This window comes from Pseudomonas sp. S2_F07, from assembly GCF_054668325.1.
Genome location: NZ_CP162758.1, coordinates 5,141,126 through 5,157,053, shown reverse-complemented (window position 1 = coordinate 5,157,053; position 15,928 = coordinate 5,141,126). Strand labels below are relative to the sequence as shown.

The following is a 15,928-nucleotide window of genomic DNA, read 5'->3' as shown; positions in this document are numbered from 1 at the left end:
CCCCTGTGGGAGCCCCCTAGCCACAAGCTCGCTCCCACATTGAAAGAGGCCCCCGATGAACAACGCTCTGTCCCAGCTCCAGCCCTACCCGTTCGAGAAACTCCGCGCCCTGCTCGGCAGCGTGACGCCAAACCCGGACAAGCGTCCGATCGCGCTGTCCATCGGCGAGCCGAAACACCGTTCGCCAAGCTTTGTCGCTGAGGCTTTGGCCAGCAATCTGGAAAAAATGGCCGTGTACCCGACCACACTCGGTATCCCGGAGCTGCGTGAAGCCATCGCGGCATGGTGCGAGCGGCGCTTCGATGTCCCCAAGGGCTGGATCGACCCGGCGCGCAACGTGCTGCCGGTCAACGGTACCCGCGAGGCCTTGTTTGCCTTCACCCAGACCGTAGTCAACCGTGGCGATGACGCGCTGGTAGTCAGCCCGAACCCCTTCTACCAGATCTACGAAGGCGCGGCGTTCCTCGCCGGGGCCAAGCCGCATTACCTGCCGTGCCTGGACGAAAACGGCTTCAACCCGGATTTCGACGCCGTGTCGCCGGACATCTGGAAGCGCTGCCAGATCCTGTTCCTGTGCTCGCCAGGCAACCCGACCGGCGCCTTGATCCCGGTCGACACCCTGAAAAAACTGATCGCCCTGGCCGATGAACACGATTTCGTAATCGCCGCGGACGAGTGCTACAGCGAACTGTATTTCGACGAACAGACTCCACCACCAGGCCTGCTCAGCGCTTGCGCGGAATTAGGCCGCAAGGACTTCAAACGCTGCGTGGTGTTCCACAGCCTGTCCAAGCGTTCAAACCTGCCAGGCCTGCGTTCGGGCTTTGTGGCCGGTGATGCCGACGTCCTCAAGGGATTCCTGCTCTACCGCACCTACCACGGCTGCGCGATGCCGGTTCAAACCCAACTGGCCAGCGTTGCCGCCTGGAATGACGAAGTGCACGTGCGCGCCAACCGGGCGCTGTATCGCGAGAAGTTCGATGCGGTGCTGGAAATCCTCAGCCCGGTCATTGACGTACAGCGGCCGGATGGCAGCTTCTATCTGTGGCCGAATGTAGCCGGTGACGACGCTGCGTTCTGCCGCGACCTGTTCGAGGAGGAGCACGTGACCGTGGTACCGGGTTCTTATCTGTCGCGGGATGTCGATGGCGTCAATCCGGGAGCCGGACGCGTGCGCATGGCGTTGGTTGCGCCGTTGGCGGAGTGTGTCGAGGCTGCCGAGCGCATTCGTGATTTTGTCACTCGTAATCGATAATTCAAAAACCACCCGCACTGTGCAATGCAGTGCGGGCGACCTTCAACTAGCGCAACACTCTCTAATAGTCAGAAACTTTACCTTCGAATAACTAAAAAACTAATCTCCACGCCGAACCCAAGCGTTTTTTCAACCTTAGGAAGTTATCGACAAGGAGATAGTCAATGCTGAATGAACAGCCCTGCAAAATTATCGGCCCATTAAATGAGCAAGATTCATACGAGACGGCCATCAATGAAAACCCCAGCAATGCCCCCACCGCATCACCAGGTGGTCGAAACAAACGCGGCGTCGCCATTCATTCCAAGTTCTGGGCTAGCCACAGAACGCTGAAAATTGCTTTCCTCAACCCGCCATCCAGCACACACCGTGAGGCAGCGATAAAGGCCATCAAAGTATGGCAACCCTCCATCAATCTCAAACTGGATTTTGTCAACGGCACAGAGGGCGATATCCGTATCACCATGGAGCCCCCCCTTAACTACTCCGCCATTGGCACTGATGCCATGTTGCGCGGTCCTGATGAAAACACAATGAACATCGGCACGGATCCAGAGCACCCCGGATTCGAAGCCACTGTTCTACATGAATTTGGCCATGCGCTGGGGATGCAACATGAACATCAACATCCAAAAGCCGATATTCCATGGAACAAACCCGCCGTCTATGATTTTTACTTATCCGCCTATCAGTGGAGCAAAGAAGAGGTCGATCACAACTTATTCAAATTACTTGAAGACAAACTCACCCGCACGACGGTCTACGATCCAACTTCAATCATGCACTACCCCATATCCAACGAACTTACGACGGGCGATTGGTCGGTACAAAAAAATACGATACTTAGTCAAAATGATCGTCGCCTGATGCGCAAGATTTACCCAAAACAATAATGCAGCCGGATTCAAGACATTACTTACCAACTCACTTTACCGCTCCAAGCCTGGCCTCACTTCGGTCCAATTCCCCCCAACACCTCGCGCAACACGTCATCACCCATCTGGTGATGACGGCTGAGGCTGTACAACTCCAATTGATGGCGATACTCGGACATCATTCGCGCCTTGAGCTCTGCGGCCGTCGAAGAACAACAGCGGCGGCAGAAACAGAAACAGAAACAGAAACAGAAACAGTTCAGGGTCGATTGCCACATGCAAACCCAGCGTCGCCAGGCGAGTAAGGCCCCAGCGGCGGTTTGCATAAACAGTGGTTCCCGGAAAATCGACAGCATTGAAGTGCCATATTGGCCGCTTAGACTACGGGTGTCCCTTGCACCTACGTCGCACAGGTACAGAGTGCCCTGAAACACCGCAACCCCTGTGGGAGCGAGCCTGCTCGCGATGGCTGCGCATCAGCCAACCATGATGCTGGATGTCATGGCCCAATCGCGAGCAGGCTCGCTCCCACAGGTTTTGCGTTTTAACTGAAAGGCCATGGCATAATCCCGGACCAATTATTTCCAGCACCTGCAAAGGGGGCAAATCCTTGACCGTTTCAAGCAAAACGTTGCACCTTTTCGGCATCAAAGCCTGCGACACCATGAAAAAGGCGCGCACCTGGCTCGATGAACACGCTGTCAGCTATGACTTTCATGATTACAAGGCGGTCGGTATCGACCGTGAACACCTGACCCAATGGTGCAGCGAGCACGGTTGGGAAGTGGTGTTGAACCGTGCAGGCACGACCTTTCGCAAGCTCGACGACGAACGCAAAGCCGATCTCGACCAGACGAAAGCCATCGAACTGATGCTCGCACAACCCTCGATGATCAAGCGCCCGGTGCTCGATCTCGGTGACCGAACCCTGATTGGCTTCAAGCCAGATATCTACGCGGCCGCGCTCAAGTAAGCAGCCCGTTCAATTTTGTTAGAGGTATACACATGTCCACTACCCTGTTCAGCCTGGCCTTCGGTGTCGGCACTCAAAACCGTCAAGGCGCATGGCTGGAAGTGTTCTACGCCGCCCCGCTGCTCAAGCCATCGGCTGAAATCGTCGCCGCTATCGCCCCGATCCTGGGTTACAGCGAAGGCAATCAGGCCATCGCGTTCAGCACCGCCCAGGCCTCGCAACTGGCCGAAGCGCTCAAAAGCGTCGACGCTGCCCAGGCAGCCCTGCTGACCCGTCTGGCCGAAAGCCACAAGCCGCTGGTCGCCACCCTGCTGGCCGAAGATGCCCAGCTGTCGTCCACCCCTGAGGCCTACCTCAAGCTGCACCTGCTGAGCCATCGCCTGGTCAAGCCACACGGCCTGAACCTGGCCGGGATCTTCCCGCTGCTGCCGAACGTTGCCTGGACCAGCCAGGGCGCTATCGACCTGAGCGAACTGGCCGAGCTGCAACTCGAAGCCCGTCTGCGCGGCGAACTGCTGGAAGTGTTCTCGGTAGACAAATTCCCGAAAATGACCGACTACGTGGTTCCGGCCGGCGTGCGTATCGCTGACGCTGCACGGCTGCGCCTGGGCGCCTACGTGGGCGAAGGCACCACCGTGATGCACGAAGGTTTCATCAATTTCAACGCCGGCACCGAAGGCCCGGGCATGATCGAAGGCCGCGTATCCGCCGGCGTATTCGTCGGCAAGGGTTCTGACTTGGGCGGCGGCTGCTCGACCATGGGCACCCTGTCGGGCGGCGGCAACATCGTGATCAAGGTCGGCGAAGGCTGCCTGATCGGCGCCAACGCCGGTATCGGTATTCCGTTGGGCGACCGCAACACCGTCGAGTCGGGCCTGTATGTGACCGCCGGCACCAAGGTGGCGCTGCTGGACGAGAACAATCAACTGGTCAAAGTGGTCAAGGCCCGTGAACTGGCTGGCCAGCCGGACCTGCTGTTCCGTCGCAATTCGGAGACCGGTGCCGTGGAATGCAAAACCCACAAATCGGCCATCGAACTGAACGAAGCGCTGCACGCTCACAACTAAGTGCCGCAGGCACCTGTGGGAACGACGGTGCGTCGCTCCCACAAGGTCCGGTGTACATCCGCCCAAGTTCACAGGGCTGAACACATGATGATTCTCTCTCCCTGGCGTGCCGATTTTCCGGCTATCGCCGCCCTGCAACGGCAAGACCAGACCTATCTGGACAACGCCGCCACCACGCAAAAACCTCAAGCCCTGCTCGATGCCCTGGCGCACTACTACGCCAATGGCGCGGCCAACGTGCATCGGGCGCAGCATTTGCCCGGCGCCCACGCCACCCAGGCGTTCGAGGACAGCCGCCGCAAGGTTGCGCAATGGCTCAATACTGGCGATTGCGGGCAGATCATTTTTACCCACGGTGCGACATCCGCGCTGAATCTACTGGCCTATGGCCTGGAACATCTTTTCAATCCGGGCGACGAGATTGTCATCAGCGCCCTGGAGCATCACGCCAACCTGCTGCCGTGGCAGCAACTGGCGCACCGTCGCGAGCTGAAACTGGTGATCCTGCCGCTGGATGCCGAGGGCGTGATCGACCTTGAAGCCGCGGCCGGTCTGATCGGCCCACGCACGCGTCTGCTGGCGGTCAGTCAACTTTCCAACGTGATTGGCGCGTGGCAGCCGCTGCCTGAATTACTGGCACTGGCCAAGGCGCACAACGCCCTGACCGTGATCGACGGCGCCCAGGGCGTGGTTCATGGTCGCCACGACGTGCAAGCGCTGGGCTGCGACTTTTATGTGTTCTCCAGCCACAAGCTCTACGGCCCCGATGGGTTGGGGGTGCTGTTCGGTCGCAATACGGCGCTGCAACAACTGCGTCCCTGGCAGTTCGGCGGTGAAATGGTGCTCGATGCCAATTATCAAGACGCACGCTTTCGCCCGGCACCGCTGGGTTTCGAGGCCGGGACGCCGCCGATTGCCAGCGTGATCGGCCTTGGCGCGACACTGGATTACCTCGCCGGACTCGATCAGGACGCCGTGTCCGCCCATGAAGCTGCGCTACATGCCTGCCTGCTCAAGGGCCTGGAGGCGCGCAACGGCATCCGCCTGCTGGGCAAGCCACAAGTGGCGCTGGCCAGTTTCACCGTCGAGGGTGTGCATAACTCCGATCTCGCGCATTTGCTGACCGAACAAGGGATCGCGGTGCGTGCTGGCCATCACTGTGCGATGCCGCTGCTCAAACGCTTCGAACTGGCCGGAGCGATTCGGGTGTCGCTGGCGCTGTACAACGATTCCGAAGACCTGGAGCGGTTCTTCGAAGCCCTGGATCAGGCACTGGAGCTATTGCGATGAACCTGCCCGCCGATGCCGTGACGGCACTGGACACCTTTCAGAAAGCGGCCGGCTGGGAACAACGCGCACGCCTGCTGATGCAATGGGGCGAGCGCCTGCCGGCGTTGAGTGAGGCGCAGATGTGTGATGCCAACCGGGTGCACGGCTGTGAAAGCCAGGTGTGGCTGGTGGGCGAATTGCGCGATGGCCACTGGCAATTCAGCGCCAACAGCGATGCACGGTTGATTCGCGGGTTGGTGGCGTTGCTGCTGGCGCGGGTCAACGGCTTGTCGGCGGCCGAGTTGCAGCAGGTGGATTTGCCGGACTGGTTCAATCAGTTGGGGCTGGGGCGGCAGTTGTCCGAGTCCCGCAGCAATGGTTTGAATGCGGTGCTTCAGCGAATGCGTAGCCTAAGCGACGCGTAGGAGCTGCCGAAGGCTGCGATCCTTGGCGCCTTTGGGCACAACAGCTCTTGAAGATCAAAAGATCGCAGCCTTCGGCAGCTCCTACGGCTTGACCCGCTCCGCCGGCCGCCGCACACCCGCGACAATCTTGTCCACAGCCTTGGTCGCCGCGACCATACCAAACGTCGCCGTCACCATCATCACCGCGCCAAACCCGCCGGCACAATCGAGCTTGACCCCATCACCGACAAAACTTTTCTGCAGGCAAATGCTGCCGTCCGGTTTTGGGTAGCGCAGTTGCTCGGTGGAAAACACGCACGGCACGCTGTAATGGCGGGTCACCGTGCGTGAGAAGCCGTAGTCGCGGCGCAGCGTGGAACGTACTTTCGAAGCCAATGGATCATTGAACGTGCGATTGAGGTCGCAGACCTGGATCAACGTCGGGTCAATCTGCCCGCCCGCGCCGCCGGTGGTGATGATCTGGATCTTGCGCCGCTTGCACCAGGCGATCAGCGCGGCCTTGGCGTTGACGCTGTCGATGCAGTCGATTACGCAGTCGATGTTCGGCGTGATGTACTCGGCCATGGTGTCGCGGGTCACGAAGTCAGGCACCGCGTGCACCGTGCAGCCCGGGTTGATCCCGCGCAGACGCTCGGCCATCACCTCGACCTTGGGCTTGCCCACAGTGCTGTCCAGCGCGTGCAACTGACGGTTGGCGTTGCTGACGCAGACGTCGTCGAGGTCGAACAGCGAAATCTCGCCCACGCCACAACGGGCCATGGCTTCCGCCGCCCAGGAACCGACACCACCGACGCCGACGATCGCCACATGGGCCGCGCGCAGGCGCTCAAGGCCTTCGATGCCATACAAACGGGCGATGCCAGCAAACCGCGGATCTTCTGTACTCATGACCATTACCCCAAAAACCGGCGCGCATTATAGGGCCGTCGGCGCCCAAGAGCATCATTGCGCTATGAACGGGCAACATCCACGAAAACTACATCGAACAAAGATTCGCCCTACACGCTCTAACGAAAGAACTTAAACCGACTTGGATTGCCCAATGTCCGGCAATTCCGTGTCCGCTGTACGACTAGAGAATGCCCGGTGTAGGATGCGCGCCCCTTGGCGACCGCCAACCGTTCCTTCGTTCCACAGTCTTTGGAACCCGAAATAACTATGTCATCGCGTAAATTTGGACTCAACCTGGTCGTGGTGCTCGCCATCGCCGCCTTGTTTACCGGCTTCTGGGCGCTGATCAATCGCCCGGTCACCGCCCCCAACTGGCCTGAACAGATCTCCGGTTTCTCGTACTCGCCCTTCCAGCAGGGCCAGTTCCCGCAGAAGGACCAGTTCCCGACCGACGATCAAATGCGTCGCGACCTGGAGATCATGAGCAAGCTGACGGACAACATCCGCATCTACTCGGTCGATGGCACCCTGCAAAACATCCCGAAACTGGCGGAAGAGTTCGGCTTGCGGGTGACCTTGGGGATCTGGATCAGCCCGGACCAGGAACGCAACGAACGGGAAATCACCCGCGCCATTGAAATCGCCAATTCCTCGCGCAGCGTGGTTCGCGTGGTGGTCGGCAACGAGGCCATTTACCGCAAGGAAATCACCGCCCAGGCACTCAGCGTCATGCTCGATCGCGTGCGCGCTGCCGTGAAAGTGCCGGTGACCACGTCCGAACAGTGGCACGTGTGGGAAGAACATCCGGAACTGGCCAGGCACGTCGACCTGATCGCCGCGCACATCTTGCCTTACTGGGAGTTCGTCCCGATGGACAAGGCCGGGCAGTTCGTCCTGGATCGCGCCCGCGACTTGAAAAAGATGTTCCCGAAAAAACCACTGCTGCTGTCCGAGGTGGGCTGGCCGAGCAACGGCCGCATGCGCGGTGGCGCCGATGCCTCACCGGCAGACCAGGCGATCTACCTGCGAACCCTGGTCAACAAGCTCAACCGCCAGGGCTTCAACTACTTCGTGATCGAAGCGTTTGACCAGCCGTGGAAAGTCAGCGACGAAGGTTCCGTCGGCGCCTACTGGGGCGTGTTCAACGCCGCGCGCCAGCAGAAATTCAACTTCGAAGGCCCGGTGGTAGCGATTCCGCAATGGCGCGTATTGGCCATTGGCTCGGTGGTATTGGCGCTGTTGTCGCTGACCCTGCTGATGATCGACGGATCGGCCCTGCGCCAGCGCGGTCGCACCTTCCTGACCTTCATTGCGTTCCTGTGCGGTTCGGTGCTGGTGTGGATCGGTTACGACTACAGCCAGCAATACAGCACCTGGTTCAGCCTGACCGTGGGCTTCTTGCTCGCCCTCGGTGCGCTCGGGGTGTTTATCGTGCTGCTGACCGAAGCCCATGAACTGGCCGAAGCGGTGTGGGTGCACAAGCGCCGGCGCGAGTTCCTGCCGGTGGAAGGCGACTCCAGCTACCGCCCGAAAGTGTCGATTCACGTGCCCTGCTACAACGAACCGCCGGAGATGGTCAAACAGACCCTCAACGCCCTGGCCAACCTCGACTATCCGGACTTCGAAGTCCTGATCATCGACAACAACACCAAGGACCCGGCGGTCTGGGAACCGGTGCGCGATTATTGCGAAACCCTCGGCCCGCGCTTCAAGTTCTTCCACGTCGCACCGCTGGCCGGCTTCAAGGGCGGCGCGCTGAACTACCTGATCCCGCACACCGCCAAGGATGCCGAAGTGATCGCGGTGATCGACTCCGATTACTGCGTGCACCCGAACTGGCTCAAGCACATGGTGCCGCACTTCGCCGACCCGAAAATCGCCGTGGTGCAGTCGCCGCAGGATTACCGCGACCAGAACGAAAGCACCTTCAAGAAGCTCTGCTACGCGGAATACAAAGGCTTCTTCCACATCGGCATGGTCACCCGCAACGACCGTGACGCGATCATCCAGCACGGCACCATGACCATGACCCGTCGCTCGGTGCTCGAAGAACTGGGCTGGGCCGACTGGTGCATCTGTGAAGACGCCGAACTGGGCCTGCGGGTATTCGAAAAAGGCCTGTCGGCGGCGTATTACCACACCAGCTATGGCAAGGGCCTGATGCCCGATACCTTCATCGACTTCAAGAAACAGCGTTTCCGCTGGGCCTACGGAGCGATCCAGATCATCAAGCGTCACACCGCCAGCCTGCTGCGCGGCAAGGACACCGAACTGACCCGCGGCCAACGCTACCACTTCCTCGCAGGGTGGTTGCCGTGGGTGGCGGACGGCATGAACATCTTCTTCACCGTCGGCGCGCTGTTGTGGTCGGCGGCGATGATCATCGTGCCGCAACGGGTCGATCCGCCGCTGCTGATCTTCGCAATCCCGCCATTGGCGCTGTTCGTGTTCAAAGTCGCCAAAATCATCTTCCTCTACCGTCGTGCGGTCGGAGTGAATTTGAAGGATGCCTTCTGCGCGGCGCTGGCCGGTCTGGCGTTGTCCCACACCATCGCCAAAGCGGTGCTGTACGGCTTCTTCACCAGCAGCATTCCGTTCTTCCGTACGCCGAAGAATGCCGACAACCACGGCTTCTGGGTGGCGATTTCCGAAGCACGGGAAGAGATGTTCATCATGCTGCTGTTGTGGGGCGCGGCGCTGGGGATCTTCCTGGTGCAGGGCCTGCCGAGCAACGACATGCGCTTCTGGGTCACCATGCTGCTGGTGCAGTCGCTGCCGTACGTCGCGGCGCTGATCATGGCGTTCCTGTCGTCGCTGCCGAAACCGACCGCCGAACCTGAAACGGCACCTGTCGTCTAAATCTCTGCGGATGCACTAAACGGCGGCCAATGGTCGCCGTTTTGCTTTAAGATAAGCGCCATTTTGCGGGGCTTGGCGTGATACAGGTCGTACTGACCGCACACAATTCCTGTGGGAGCGGGCTTGCTCGCGAATGCGTTGTAACAGTCCAGGAGTATGTTGACTGACACACCGCATTCGCGAGCAAGTCGAAGCGTCGAACCGCCGCCCCCATATTAAAAGCCAAAGCCCATATCTAATGATTTCCGGAGTTTTCCATGACGGCCCACGCCGACCTTTCGCCGACCCTCCAACTCGCCATCGACCTGATCCGCCGTCCGTCCGTGACGCCGATCGACGCCGATTGCCAGAAGCAGATGATGCAGCGCCTGGGCGATGCCGGTTTCACCCTGGAACCGATGCGCATCGAAGATGTGGATAACTTCTGGGCCACCCACGGCCAGGACGACGGTCCGGTGCTGTGCTTCGCCGGCCACACCGACGTGGTCCCGACCGGCCCGGTGGCGGCCTGGCAGATCGAGCCGTTCAACGCGCTGATCGACGAACACGGCATGCTCTGTGGCCGTGGCGCCGCCGACATGAAAGGTAGCCTCGCCGCCATGACCGTCGCCTCCGAGCGCTTTGTCACCGACTACCCGAATCACAAGGGCAAAGTCGCCTTCCTGATCACCAGCGACGAAGAAGGCCCGGCGCACCACGGCACCAAGGCCGTTGTTGAGCGCCTGGCCGCGCGCAAGGAACGTCTGGACTGGTGCATCGTCGGCGAACCGTCGAGCACCACCCTGGTGGGTGACGTGGTCAAGAACGGCCGTCGCGGCTCCCTCGGCGCCAAGCTGACCGTGCGCGGTGTGCAGGGCCACGTGGCCTACCCGCACCTGGCGAAGAACCCGATCCACCTCGCAGCCCCTGCCCTGGCGGAACTGGCTGCCGAGCATTGGGACCACGGCAACGACTTCTTCCCGCCAACCAGTTTCCAGATCTCCAACGTCAACTCCGGTACCGGCGCGACCAACGTGATCCCGGGTGACCTGGTGGCGGTGTTCAACTTCCGCTTTTCTACCGAGTCGACAGTCGAAGGCCTGCAAAAGCGCGTCGCCGACATCCTCGACAAGCATGGCCTGGACTGGCACATCGACTGGGCGCTGTCTGGCCTGCCGTTCCTCACCGAACCGGGCGCGCTGCTCGACGCGGTGTCGGCGAGCATCAAGGACATCACCGGTCGTGAAACCAAGGCGTCCACCAGCGGTGGTACCTCCGATGGCCGCTTCATCGCGACCATGGGCACCCAAGTGGTTGAACTGGGCCCGGTCAACGCGACCATCCACCAGGTCAACGAGCGCGTACTGGCCGCCGATCTCGACGTGCTGACCGAGATCTACTACCAGACCCTGATCAAGTTGCTCGCCTGATGCTTGCGTGCCCGATCTGCAGTGAGCCGCTCAATGCGGTGGACAACGGCGTGGCCTGCCCCGCCGGGCATCGTTTCGACCGCGCTCGCCAGGGTTACTTGAACCTGTTGCCGGTGCAGCACAAAAACAGCCGCGACCCTGGGGATAACCAGGCGATGGTCGAAGCCCGCCGCGACTTCCTGAACGCCGGGCACTACGCCCCGGTGGCCAAGCGTCTGGCGGAACTGGCTGCTGGTTATGCACCGCAGCACTGGCTGGACATCGGTTGTGGCGAGGGTTACTACACCGCGCAAATCGCCGAGGCACTGCCATATGCCGAAGGTTATGCCCTGGACATCTCCCGGGAAGCGGTCAAACGCGCCTGCAAACGCAACCCGAAGCTGACCTGGTTGATCGCCAGCATGGCGCGGGTGCCGCTGGCTTCCGGCAGTTGCCAGTTCCTGGCCAGTGTCTTCAGCCCGCTGGACTGGGAAGAAGCCAAGCGCCTGCTCAGTGTTGGCGGCGGCCTGATGAAAGTCGGGCCAACCAGCGGCCACCTGATGGAACTGCGTGAGCGGCTGTACGACGAAGTGCGCGAGTACATTGACGACAAGCACCTGGACCTGGTGCCGGAAGGCATGGCATTGGCGCACAGCGAGACGCTGACGTTCAAGCTGACGCTGGTCAGCGGTCAGGACCGCGCCAACCTGCTGGCCATGACGCCCCACGGCTGGCGCGCCAGTGCCGAGCGTCGTGCTGCCGTTATCGAACAGGCCGAGCCGTTCGAGGTCACCGTGTCGATGCGCTACGATTATTTCGTTCTTCAATAACTTTCTATCTTTTGGTCTCGGGCAAATGCTCAAGACCGGCTAAATCCGCGAATGGATTTTTCAGACCCGCAGTGAGGACATCCATGCGCCAACCCGATATCGAGATTTACCTGAAAGACGCCGACGTCGACCACAAGGCCATTTCCGCCTGGCTGGGTGCGGCATTGGGCCCGTGCACCGATTGGGTCCAGAAGGGCCAGACCTACAAGTGCACGGCTGGCAACGTGCCAGTGACCTGGCTGCCAAAAGCCGTCGGCAAGTGGAACAGCCTGTACCTGGAAAGCGACCAGACCCCGTGGGACGACGACATCGCCTGCGCTCGCGCTGCGTTTGCCGCGCTGAACGTGGAAGTGCGTTGCGCACCGGGCACCTGGGTCGAGGAAGAAGGTGAAGAGACAGCGGACCGCTGGATTCGCATCAGTGTCGATGGTGAAGAAGAAATCACCTGGAAAACCGCATAAAAGCAAAAAGATCGCAGCCTGCGGCAGCTCCTACAAGGTTATGTGTACACCTGTAGGAGCTGCCGCAGGCTGCGATCTTTTGATCTTGAAAGTTACAACCCCACCACATCCTCAGCCTGCAACCCCTTCTGCCCTTCCACCACCGCGTATTCAACCTGCTGGCCTTCGGTCAGCGAACGGTGGCCTTCACCGCGAATCGCGCGGTAGTGCACGAACACGTCCACCCCGTCCTCGCGCTGAATGAAGCCGTAGCCCTTGGCGTCGTTGAACCACTTCACATTGCCGGTTTCGCGTGTTGCCATTTGTTCATACTCCCTTTTTATTATTGATCGGGCTTTTCGCAGGAAAGCCTCGGGAACGTCAGCCTGCGCATACCGGTCCCATGAGGGCAACGGCGACAGAGCGCCGAGTATATGACAGACGTTAAAACTCTCAACAGGAGTTTACTTCGCCGCTTTTTTGCCGATTTTAAGCGAATCCGGCACACTATCGCCCTCCCGAGCAAACGCTTGGTTTTATTCACTCACGCAGAAGCCGTATGACCCGCTCCCCGTTCCGCCGTCTTGTGTTTGGCACCCTGCGCCGACTGTTGTACATCTGGGTTCGCTCCGAGACGATCAACCAGTCGTCGTTCACCCTCAACCTCGACCGCAGTCGTCCGGTGTTCTACGTCCTGCAAAACCCTTCGCTGACCGACCTCGCCGTGGTCGACACCGAATGCAGCAAGGCCGGCCTGCCACGTCCGGTACTGCCGGTATCGGTGGGCAACCTGCTGGAACCTGCCGCGTTCTTCTACCTGACACCGGACCCCGACTGGCTCGGCCGTCAGGACAAGCGCGGCGCGCCGCCGACACTGACCCGCCTGGTCAGTGCCCTGAGCCAGAACGCCGCAGAAGATGCGCAGATCATTCCGGTCAGTGTGTTCTGGGGCCAGTCGCCAGACAGCGAAAACAGCCCATGGAAACTCCTGTTCGCCGACAGCTGGGCCGTTACCGGGCGCCTGCGTCGCTTGCTGAGCGTCATCGTGCTGGGACGCAAGACCCGCGTGCAATTCTCCGCGCCGATTCACCTGCGCGAACTGATCGAGCACGACAAGGGCCACGAACGCACCGTGCGCATGGCCCAGCGCATCCTGCGGGTGCACTTTCGCAACCTGAAGGCCGCGGTGATCGGCCCGGACATTTCCCACCGCCGCAACCTGGTCAAAGGCCTGCTGAACCAGCCACAGGTCAAACAAGCGATTCTCGACGAAGCCGAGCGCGAGAACATCTCGCCTGAGAAAGCCAAAGCCCAGGCGCTGCGCTACGGCAACGAAATCGCCTCGGACTACACCTACACGGCGATCCGTTTTATGGAAGTGGTGCTGAGCTGGTTCTGGAACAAGATCTACGACGGCATCAAGGTCAATCACATCGAAGGTGTGCAGAAGGTCGCCCCGGGTCACGAAGTGATCTATGTGCCGTGCCACCGCAGCCACATCGACTATCTGCTGCTGTCCTATCTGCTGTTTCGCAACGGCCTGACCCCGCCGCACATTGCCGCCGGCATCAACCTGAACATGCCGGTGATCGGCGGCCTGCTGCGTCGCGGCGGCGCGTTTTTCATGCGCCGCACGTTCAAGGGCAACCCGCTGTACACCTCGGTGTTCAACGAATACCTGCACACTCTGTTCACCAAGGGCTTCCCGGTGGAGTATTTCGTCGAGGGCGGCCGTTCGCGCACCGGGCGCATGCTGCAACCGAAGACCGGGATGCTGGCGATCACGCTGCGCAGCTTCCTGCGTTCGTCGCGCATGCCCATCGTCTTCGTGCCGGTGTACATCGGCTACGAGCGCGTACTGGAAGGTCGAACCTATCTTGGCGAGTTGCGCGGTGCGGCCAAGAAGAAAGAGTCGATCTTCGATATCTTCAAAGTGATTGGTGCGCTCAAGCAGCGCTTCGGCCAGGTGGCGGTGAACTTCGGCGAGCCGATCAAGCTGGCGGAATTCCTCGACGGCGAACAGCCGGACTGGCGCCAACAGGAGCTCGGCCCGCAGTTCAGACCCGCCTGGCTCAACGAAACCACCAACCGCCTCGGCGAGAAAGTCGCCCGGCACTTGAACGAAGCGGCGGCGATCAACCCGGTCAATCTGGTGGCACTGGCGCTGCTGTCGACCACCCGGCTGGCGCTGGATGACCGGGCCATGGCGCGAGTGCTGGACCTGTACCTGGCGCTGCTGCGCAAGGTCCCGTACTCGCCGCACACCACCTTGCCGGAAGGCGATGGCCGGGCGCTGATCGAGCATGTGAAGGACATGGACCTGCTGTCCGAGCAGAGCGATGCCCTGGGCAAGATTCTCTATCTGGACGAGCAGAACGCCGTCCTGATGACCTACTACCGCAACAACGTTTTGCACATCTTCGCCCTGCCTGCGCTACTGGCGAGCTTTTTCCAGAGCGCTTCGCGCATGAGCCGTGAACAGATCCTGCGCTACACCCGCGCGCTGTATCCCTACCTGCAAGCGGAGTTGTTCATTCGCTGGTCGCTGGACGAACTGGATACCGTAATCGATCAATGGCTGGCGGCCTTCGTCGAACAAGGCCTGCTGCGCTTCGAGAATGACCTGTACCTGCGCCCGGCGCCAAGCTCGCGGCATTTCGTGCTGCTGACGCTGCTGTCGAAAAGCATCGCCCAGACCTTGCAACGCTTCTACATGACCGTGTCCCTGCTGCTCAACAGCGGCCAGAACAGCATCAGCGCCGAAGAACTGGAAGACCTGTGCACGGTCATGGCCCAGCGCCTGTCGATCCTGCATGGCCTGAACGCCCCGGAGTTCTTCGACAAGAGCCTGTTCCGCCACTTCATCCAGACCATGCTCGACCTCGACGTGCTCAAGCGCGATGAGGCAGGCAAACTGAGCTATCACGAACTGCTCGGTGAACTGGCCGAAGGCGCGGCCAAACGGGTGTTGCCGGCAGAGATTCGTCTGTCGATTCGGCAGGTGGCGTTGCACGGTAATGAAAGTGCGGCGGAAAAAGCCCCGCTGAACACATAAACAACAACTTGAGTTTCCACGCAGAAATAAAAGGATGTATTTCTGCGAAATACCAGACTTCAATGATCAGCTAGCATCCTTCTCGCCTATTCCAGGCTCAACTAAAAGGATAGCTAGATGAACAAACACATTTCTGGAAAAGTTCTTTTCAGCAAAACCCCATACGAAATACAAACGGACTACACTACCAAAACCAGTCTTTACAAACATCTCAGTGACAATAAATCCAAGCTCATCAAAACGTACAAAGAAAACTCGCTGATGCATAAATGGTGGGAATTTGAGTTCATTATTGAACGCGACTCCAGTGAAAGCCCTGTCGGTACATACCGAATTGTCGCAGAAGTTTTTCTTCCCGACGGGACGCTTCTCGCCAAGGCCGATGAACTTCTATCGATCGATTTCCAATATGGCACTCGTCATCACGAAGACATCTACCTCGAACCTGTATTCATTGTTTAATTAATAAACACATCGAACCACCCGATAATAGCAAAGAGCCACTACATCTATCGGCAGCCGCACCTTCTTCAATGATGAGAGCGGCTATAAAAAATTTGCTCCGCAAGTGACTGAATACTCAAGTATATAATTGAAGAAA

Annotated in this window: 14 protein-coding genes; 12 read left to right on the top strand and 2 right to left on the bottom strand. The window is 59.8% G+C overall.

All coding sequences use genetic code 11. The features are described 5' to 3' along the window. The first annotated feature begins 55 nt into the window (after positions 1–55). The 6 genes from dapC (at position 56) to AB4O40_RS23275 (ending at position 5,864) form a co-directional block, all read left to right on the top strand. Positions 56–1,255, top strand: coding sequence for a succinyldiaminopimelate transaminase (gene dapC, locus AB4O40_RS23300; RefSeq protein ID WP_056720986.1), 1,200 nt, complete (start codon positions 56–58; stop codon positions 1,253–1,255). 164 nt (positions 1,256–1,419) lie between these two features. Further along, the gene (locus AB4O40_RS23295) at positions 1,420–2,148 is read left to right on the top strand and encodes a M12 family metallopeptidase (RefSeq protein ID WP_056720987.1); all 729 of its coding nucleotides are present in this window, start codon (positions 1,420–1,422) and stop codon (positions 2,146–2,148) included. A 646-nt stretch (positions 2,149–2,794) separates the two neighbouring features. Then, positions 2,795–3,103: an arsenate reductase gene (locus tag AB4O40_RS23290; RefSeq protein WP_236709756.1), complete on the top strand. Its 309-nt coding sequence runs from the start codon at positions 2,795–2,797 to the stop codon at positions 3,101–3,103. 32 nt (positions 3,104–3,135) lie between these two features. Then, positions 3,136–4,170, top strand: coding sequence for a 2,3,4,5-tetrahydropyridine-2,6-dicarboxylate N-succinyltransferase (gene dapD / locus AB4O40_RS23285; RefSeq protein WP_460057857.1), 1,035 nt, complete (start codon positions 3,136–3,138; stop codon positions 4,168–4,170). 84 nt (positions 4,171–4,254) lie between these two features. Continuing rightward, complete coding sequence (locus AB4O40_RS23280; protein WP_056720990.1) at positions 4,255–5,460, top strand: aminotransferase class V-fold PLP-dependent enzyme; 1,206 nt, start codon at positions 4,255–4,257, stop codon at positions 5,458–5,460. Beyond that, positions 5,457–5,864 (top strand): SufE family protein, encoded by a 408-nt coding sequence (locus tag AB4O40_RS23275; RefSeq protein ID WP_056720991.1) that lies wholly within the window; start codon positions 5,457–5,459, stop codon positions 5,862–5,864. The genes AB4O40_RS23280 and AB4O40_RS23275 overlap by 4 nt, the downstream gene beginning before the upstream one ends. A gap of 81 nt (positions 5,865–5,945) precedes the next feature. On the opposite strand, the gene tcdA is transcribed toward AB4O40_RS23275, so the two are convergent. Beyond that, positions 5,946–6,758 carry a tRNA cyclic N6-threonylcarbamoyladenosine(37) synthase TcdA gene (tcdA, locus tag AB4O40_RS23270; RefSeq protein ID WP_223542166.1) on the bottom strand — a complete coding sequence of 271 codons (813 nt, stop codon included), beginning with the start codon at positions 6,756–6,758 and terminating at the stop codon, positions 5,946–5,948. Positions 6,759–7,022: 264 nt separating this feature from the next. On the opposite strand from tcdA, the gene AB4O40_RS23265 reads away from it, so the two are divergent. From AB4O40_RS23265 to AB4O40_RS23250, 4 genes are all read left to right on the top strand, one after another. Further along, on the top strand, positions 7,023–9,614 hold the full coding sequence (locus tag AB4O40_RS23265) for a glycosyltransferase (RefSeq protein WP_223542167.1): 2,592 nt from the start codon (positions 7,023–7,025) through the stop codon (positions 9,612–9,614). 257 nt (positions 9,615–9,871) lie between these two features. Further along, on the top strand, positions 9,872–11,023 hold the full coding sequence (gene dapE / locus AB4O40_RS23260) for a succinyl-diaminopimelate desuccinylase (protein ID WP_057716181.1): 1,152 nt from the start codon (positions 9,872–9,874) through the stop codon (positions 11,021–11,023). Next, positions 11,023–11,832 (top strand): putative RNA methyltransferase, encoded by an 810-nt coding sequence (locus AB4O40_RS23255; protein ID WP_056720998.1) that lies wholly within the window; start codon positions 11,023–11,025, stop codon positions 11,830–11,832. Before dapE ends, AB4O40_RS23255 begins: the two co-directional genes overlap by 1 nt. A gap of 83 nt (positions 11,833–11,915) precedes the next feature. Next, the gene (locus tag AB4O40_RS23250; RefSeq protein WP_056721000.1) at positions 11,916–12,293 is read left to right on the top strand and encodes a hypothetical protein; all 378 of its coding nucleotides are present in this window, start codon (positions 11,916–11,918) and stop codon (positions 12,291–12,293) included. A gap of 92 nt (positions 12,294–12,385) precedes the next feature. Here the strand turns inward: AB4O40_RS23250 and AB4O40_RS23245 are convergent, their stop codons facing one another. Beyond that, entirely contained in the window at positions 12,386–12,595 is a 210-nt protein-coding gene (locus AB4O40_RS23245) for a cold shock domain-containing protein (RefSeq protein WP_007954750.1), read from the bottom strand. A 236-nt stretch (positions 12,596–12,831) separates the two neighbouring features. On the opposite strand from AB4O40_RS23245, the gene plsB reads away from it, so the two are divergent. Together plsB and AB4O40_RS23235 are read left to right on the top strand one after the other, a co-directional pair. Further along, positions 12,832–15,327 carry a glycerol-3-phosphate 1-O-acyltransferase PlsB gene (gene plsB / locus AB4O40_RS23240; RefSeq protein WP_056721002.1) on the top strand — a complete coding sequence of 832 codons (2,496 nt, stop codon included), beginning with the start codon at positions 12,832–12,834 and terminating at the stop codon, positions 15,325–15,327. A gap of 117 nt (positions 15,328–15,444) precedes the next feature. Further along, positions 15,445–15,789, top strand: coding sequence for a hypothetical protein (locus AB4O40_RS23235; RefSeq protein WP_056721004.1), 345 nt, complete (start codon positions 15,445–15,447; stop codon positions 15,787–15,789). Positions 15,790–15,928: the final 139 nt, after the last annotated feature.